Here is a 5,559-nt window from a genome sequence, read left to right as displayed (position 1 = left end):
GGGTAAGCAACGACATTGACGCCGATGCCGACGGCAACGGCAAAGCGGCCGCCTTCGAGCATCGCCGATTCCAGCAGGATGCCGGCGAGCTTGGCGCCGGAGGCGAGCACGTCGTTCGGCCATTTCAGCTCGAAGCGGTTGCGTCCTTCACTGCCGCCGTCAAGGCCGACGGCGATCCGGCCCTGCGGAACGACGGCATCGAGCGCGTCGGCCAGCGCCAGTCCCGCGACGAAGCCGAGCGTCGCGGCGAGCCGCAGTTCGCCGCCGGGAACCAGGAGCAGTGTTGCCGCCAGATTGCCTTCAGGCGTCGCCCAGGCGCGGCCGCGCCGCCCGCGCCCGCTTTCCTGCTTCTTCGAGACGATCCAGAGTTTTCCCGGATCGCCGGCCCGCGCATGGTCCAGCGCCAGCGCGTTGGTCGAGCCGACACTGTCATGGGCCTCGAGCCGGAACCCCTCCGACGCCGCGGTTGGAGCCAGCCGAAATGCCATCCCGTCAGAAGAAGGTCTTGGCGGCGGCTTCGGCGTAGCTGCCGATCGGCCCGCCGATCAGCACGTAGAACAGCACGAAGGCGCCGCTGACGCCGAGCACGAGGCGCAGCTCGCTCGCCATCGGCACGAAGCCGCCGACCGGCTCGTCGAACCACATGATCTTGATGATGCGCAGGTAATAGTAGGCGCCCACCACCGAGGCCAGCACGCCGATGATCGCCAGCGTATAGAGGTTGGCGTTGATGGCGGCCAGGAACACGTACCACTTCCCCCAGAAGCCCGCGAGAGGCGGAATGCCGGCCAGCGAGAACATCAGGATGGTGAGGATGGTGGCCATGATCGGGTTGGTCGAGGCAAGTCCGGCGAGATCGCTGATCTGCTCGACATTGCCTTCCTTGCGCCGCATGGCGAGGATGAAGGCGAAGGTGCCGAGCGTCATCACCAGATAGATCAGCATGTAGATGGCGACGCCGCGCACGCCGGCCTGGCTGTTGGCGGCGAGGCCGACCAGCGCATAGCCCATATGGCCGATCGAGGAATAGGCCATCAGCCGCTTGATGTTGGTCTGGCCGATCGCCGCGAAGGCGCCGAGCGTCATGGAGGCGATGGAGATGAAGACAACGATCTGCTGCCAGTCGGCGGCGATCGGCTTGAAGGCGCCCATGGTGACACGCACGATCAGCGCCATCGCCGCCATCTTCGGCGCCGCCGCGAGGAAGGCGGTGATCGGGGTCGGCGCGCCTTCATAGACGTCCGGCGTCCACATATGGAACGGCACCGCCGAGATCTTGAAGGCAAGGCCCGCGAGCACGAAGACCAGACCGAAGACGAGGCCGAGCTGCCGCTCGCCGGTGCCCAGCGCCGTCGCGATCTCATGGAAGCCGGTGTTGCCGGTGTAGCCGTAGACTAGGCTGATGCCGTAGAGCAGCATGCCCGACGACAGCGCGCCGAGGACGAAGTATTTGAGGCCCGCCTCGGTCGAGCGGAGATTGTCGCGGTTGATCGCCGCCAGCACATAGATCGCCAGCGACTGCAGCTCCAGCCCGAGATAGAGCCCGATCATGCCGTTGGCCGAGATCATCAGCATCATGCCGAGCGTGCAGAGCAGGATCAGCACCGGATACTCGAACTTGTCGAAATGCTCCTGCCTGGCAAAGCGCATCGACATGACCAGCGTTACTGCGGAGCCGATCAGCGCCAAGGTCTTCATGAAGCGGCCGAAGGAATCCTGGACGAAGGCGCTGCCATAGGCAGATCCCTCGCCGCCGGAGAAGGCCAGCCACAGGCCGGCGACCACCAGTACCACGACCGCGAGCCCGGTCACCGTCATCGTGTTGTTGGAGCGCGAATAGGCGCCCACCATCAAAAGCGCGAGCGCGCCGATGGCAAGGATCAGCTCCGGCGTCGAGAGCGAAAGGCTGGAGAGAAGGTCCGGCGTCATGGTGTTTCCCCAGTCAGTTCGCCGCCGCGGTCTGCGCGGAATTGATGGAAGCGGTGACGTTGGTGACGAGCGCCTTGACCGACTGCGTCGTGGCGTCGAACACCGGCGCCGGATAGACGCCGAAGAAGATGACCAGCGCCACCAGCGGGTAGATGATGACCTTCTCGCGCGTCGAGAGGTCCAGCAGGTTCTTCAGGCTTTCCTTGGTCAGCGCGCCGAAGATCACGCGGCGGTAGAGCCAGAGCGCATAAGCCGCCGACAGGATGACGCCGGTGGCGGCGAAGAACGCCACCCAGGTGTTGACCCGGAACACACCGAGCATGGTCAGGAACTCGCCGACGAAGCCGCTGGTTCCCGGCAGGCCGACATTGGCCATGGTGAAGATCATGAACACAGTGGCGTATTTCGGCATGTTGTTGACCAGCCCGCCATAGGCGTCGATCTCGCGCGTATGCATGCGGTCGTAGATGACGCCGACGCACAGGAACAGCGCGCCGGAGACGAGGCCGTGGCTGAGCATCTGGTAGATCGCCCCCTGCACGCCTTCCTGGTTCATCGCGAAGGTGCCCATGGTGACGAAGCCCATGTGGGCGACCGACGAATAGGCGATCAGCTTCTTCATGTCCTCCTGCATCAGCGCCACCAGCGAGGTGTAGATGATGGCGACGACCGAGAGCGTGAAGATCAGCGGCGCGAACATCTCGGACGCCAGCGGGAACATCGGCAGCGAGAAGCGCAGGAAGCCGTACCCGCCCATCTTCAGCAGGATGGCGGCCAGGATGACCGAGCCCGCCGTCGGTGCCTCGACGTGGGCGTCAGGCAGCCAGGTGTGCACCGGCCACATCGGCATCTTCACCGCGAAGGAGGCGAAGAAGGCAAGCCACAGCCAGGTCTGCATGCTGGCCGGGAAGTTATGCGTCAACAGCGTGGTCATGTCGGTCGTGCCGGACTGGAAGAACATCGCCATGATGGCGAGCAGCATCAGCACCGAGCCGGCAAGCGTATAGAGGAAGAACTTGAACGAGGCATAGACGCGCCGCTTGCCGCCCCAGACGCCGATGATGATGAACATCGGGATCAGGCCCGCCTCGAAGAAGACATAGAACAGCACGATGTCGAGCGCGCAGAACACGCCGATCATCAGCGTCTCGAGGATCAGGAAGGCGATCATATAGGCCTTGACCCGCTTCTCGATCGCCTCCCACGAGGCGAGGATGCAAAGCGGCATCAGGAAGGTGGTCAGGATGACGAACAGCATCGAGATGCCGTCGACGCCCATGTGGTAGGAGATGCCTGAATCCAGCCAGGCGTGTTTTTCCACGAACTGGAAGCCGGCCTGCGAATTGTCGAAGCCCTTCCAGATGAACAGCGACACCACGAAGGTGAACGCCGTCGTGATGAAGGCGATCGAGCGGATGTTGCGGCGCGCGTTTTCGCTGTCGTCGCTGATCGGCAGAATGAAGAGAACACCAACCAGCGGCAGGAAGGTGACCAGCGAGAGGATTGGCCAGTCGGTCATCAGAGCATCATCCAGGTGACGAGAGCGGCCACGCCGATCAGCATGGCGAAGGCATAGTGGTAGAGATAGCCGGTCTGCAGCTTGACGACCCGGTTGGTGACGTCGACGACGCGCGCCGAGATGCCGTCGGGGCCGAGGCCGTCGATGACGGCGCCGTCACCGGTCTTCCACAGGAACCTGCCGAGGCGCTTCGCCGGCCGCACGAACAGAAAGTCGTAGAGCTCGTCGAAATACCACTTGTTGAGCAGGAAGCCATAGAGCAGGCGATGGTTGGCGGCGACGCTTCGGGGCAGTTCCGGCGAGCGGATATAGAACTTCCAGGCCACCGCGAAGCCGATGACCATGGCGATGAACGGAGCCAGCTCCACCCACAACGGCAATTCGTGGATCTCGTGCAGGATGTGGTTCTCCGGCAGCGTGAACAGCGACGCCTTCCAGAACTCGGCATAGCCCTCGCCGATGAAGGCGCCGTGGAAGGCAATACCGGCAAACAGCGCGCCGGCGGCCAGCACATAGAGCGGCACCAGCATCACCGGCGGTGATTCATGGACGTGGTGCATGACTTCGTGGCTCGCGCGCGGCTCGCCGTGGAAGGTCATGAAGATCAGCCGCCAGGAATAGAAGCTGGTGAAGCAGGCGGCGATGACCAGCAGCACGAAAGCGAAGCCCGCGATCGCGTTGTGGCTGGCGAAGGACGCCTCGATGATGGCGTCCTTGGAGAAGAAGCCAGCGGTGCCGATCACCGTCGCCGGGATGCCGACGCCGGTCAGCGCCAGCGTGCCGATCACCATCATCCAGTAGGTCTTGGGGATGAGCGTCCGCAACCCGCCCATCTTGCGCATGTCCTGCTCGTCGGAGACGGCATGGATGACCGAGCCCGAGCCGAGGAACAGCAGCGCCTTGAAGAAAGCGTGCGTGAACAGGTGGAAGATCGCCGCGCCATAGGCGCCGACGCCGAGCGCCACGAACATGTAGCCGAGCTGCGAGCAGGTCGAATAGGCGATCACGCGCTTGATGTCGTTCTGCACCAGGCCGACGGTCGCCGCGAAGAAGGCGGTGAAGGCGCCGATGAAGGTGACGACGGTCAGCGCCGAATGCGACAGCTCGAACAGCGGCGAGAGTCTCGCCAGCATGAACACGCCGGCCGTCACCATGGTCGCGGCATGGATCAGCGCCGACACGGGCGTCGGGCCCTCCATGGCGTCGGGCAGCCAGGTGTGCAGCGGCACCTGCGCCGACTTGCCCATGGCGCCCATGAAGAGCAGCAGGCAGACCACCGTCAGCGCGATATGCTTGTCCAGCGCATGGCCGAGGAAAGTCAGCACCGCGGCCCCTTCCGGCGCACCTTCGGCCGGAAGGAAGGAGGCTGCGTTGGCAAAGACTGTGCCGAGATTGACCGAGCCGAACAGCACGAAGACGCCGAAGATGCCAAGCGCGAAGCCGAAGTCGCCGACGCGGTTGACGACGAAGGCCTTGATGGCCGCGGCGTTGGCGGAAGGCTTCTTGTACCAGAAGCCGATCAGCAGGTAGGAGGCGAGGCCGACGCCTTCCCAGCCGAAGTACATCTGCACCAGATTGTCGGCCGTCACCAGCATCAGCATCGCGAAGGTGAACAGCGACAGATAGGCGAAGAAGCGCGGCCGGTCCGGATCGTGGTGCATGTAGCCGATCGAATAGATATGGACCAGCGACGACACCGTGTTGACGACGACCAGCATCACGGCCGTGAGCGTGTCGATCCTGAGCGCCCAGGCGGCGTCGAGCCCGCCGGCCTGGATCCAGCGCAGCACCGGCACGGTGAACACCTCGCCATGGCCGAAGCCGACCGTGAAGAAGGCGATCCACGACAGCACTGCCGAGATCACCAGGAAGCCGGAGGTGATGTATTCGGATGCCTTGGCGCCGAGCGAATTGCCGAACAGGCCGACAATCAGGAAGCCGAGCAGCGGAAGGAAGACGATGGCCTGGTACATGGTTGTTCCCGTCAACCCTTCATCTGGTTCACGTCTTCGACCGCGATCGAGCCGCGGTTGCGGAAGAAGACGACAAGAATGGCAAGTCCGATCGCGGCCTCGGCTGCCGCGACCGTCAGCACGAACAGGGCGAACACC

The 5,559-nt window shown here is 63.9% G+C and carries 5 protein-coding genes; all 5 read right to left on the bottom strand.

The genetic code is table 11. The features are described from left to right. A partial coding sequence (locus EOA38_RS26475; RefSeq protein ID WP_127300616.1) for a biotin--[acetyl-CoA-carboxylase] ligase occupies positions 1–488 on the bottom strand: 488 nt, incomplete at its 3' end. Positions 489–492: 4 nt separating this feature from the next. Beyond that, positions 493–1,929: an NADH-quinone oxidoreductase subunit NuoN gene (gene nuoN / locus EOA38_RS26470; protein ID WP_126093213.1), complete on the bottom strand. Its 1,437-nt coding sequence runs from the start codon at positions 1,927–1,929 to the stop codon at positions 493–495. Positions 1,930–1,942: 13 nt separating this feature from the next. Further along, on the bottom strand, positions 1,943–3,448 hold the full coding sequence (locus EOA38_RS26465; protein WP_126093212.1) for an NADH-quinone oxidoreductase subunit M: 1,506 nt from the start codon (positions 3,446–3,448) through the stop codon (positions 1,943–1,945). After that, a complete protein-coding gene (nuoL, locus tag EOA38_RS26460) occupies positions 3,448–5,421 on the bottom strand; it encodes an NADH-quinone oxidoreductase subunit L (RefSeq protein ID WP_126093211.1) in 1,974 nt (657 codons plus the stop codon). The genes EOA38_RS26465 and nuoL overlap by 1 nt, the downstream gene beginning before the upstream one ends. An 11-nt stretch (positions 5,422–5,432) precedes the next feature. Then, positions 5,433–5,559 (bottom strand): NADH-quinone oxidoreductase subunit K (locus tag EOA38_RS26455; RefSeq protein ID WP_189434903.1); only part of this gene is annotated, 127 nt, incomplete at its 5' end.

Origin of the sequence: Mesorhizobium sp. M1E.F.Ca.ET.041.01.1.1, from assembly GCF_003997355.1 — a bacterium.
Lineage (GTDB): Bacteria > Pseudomonadota > Alphaproteobacteria > Rhizobiales > Rhizobiaceae > Mesorhizobium.
Note: the sequence above shows the minus strand (reverse complement) of the source record. Positions and strands in the feature narration are given on the sequence as shown.

Excerpts from the sequence above, each read along its gene's own strand:
- nuoN (WP_126093213.1), bottom strand. The coding sequence starts at position 1,929 with ATGACGCCGGACCTTCTCTCCAGCCTTTCGCTCTCGACGCCGGAGCTG.
- EOA38_RS26465 (WP_126093212.1), bottom strand. The coding sequence starts at position 3,448 with ATGACCGACTGGCCAATCCTCTCGCTGGTCACCTTCCTGCCGCTGGTT.
- nuoL (WP_126093211.1), bottom strand. The coding sequence starts at position 5,421 with ATGTACCAGGCCATCGTCTTCCTTCCGCTGCTCGGCTTCCTGATTGTC.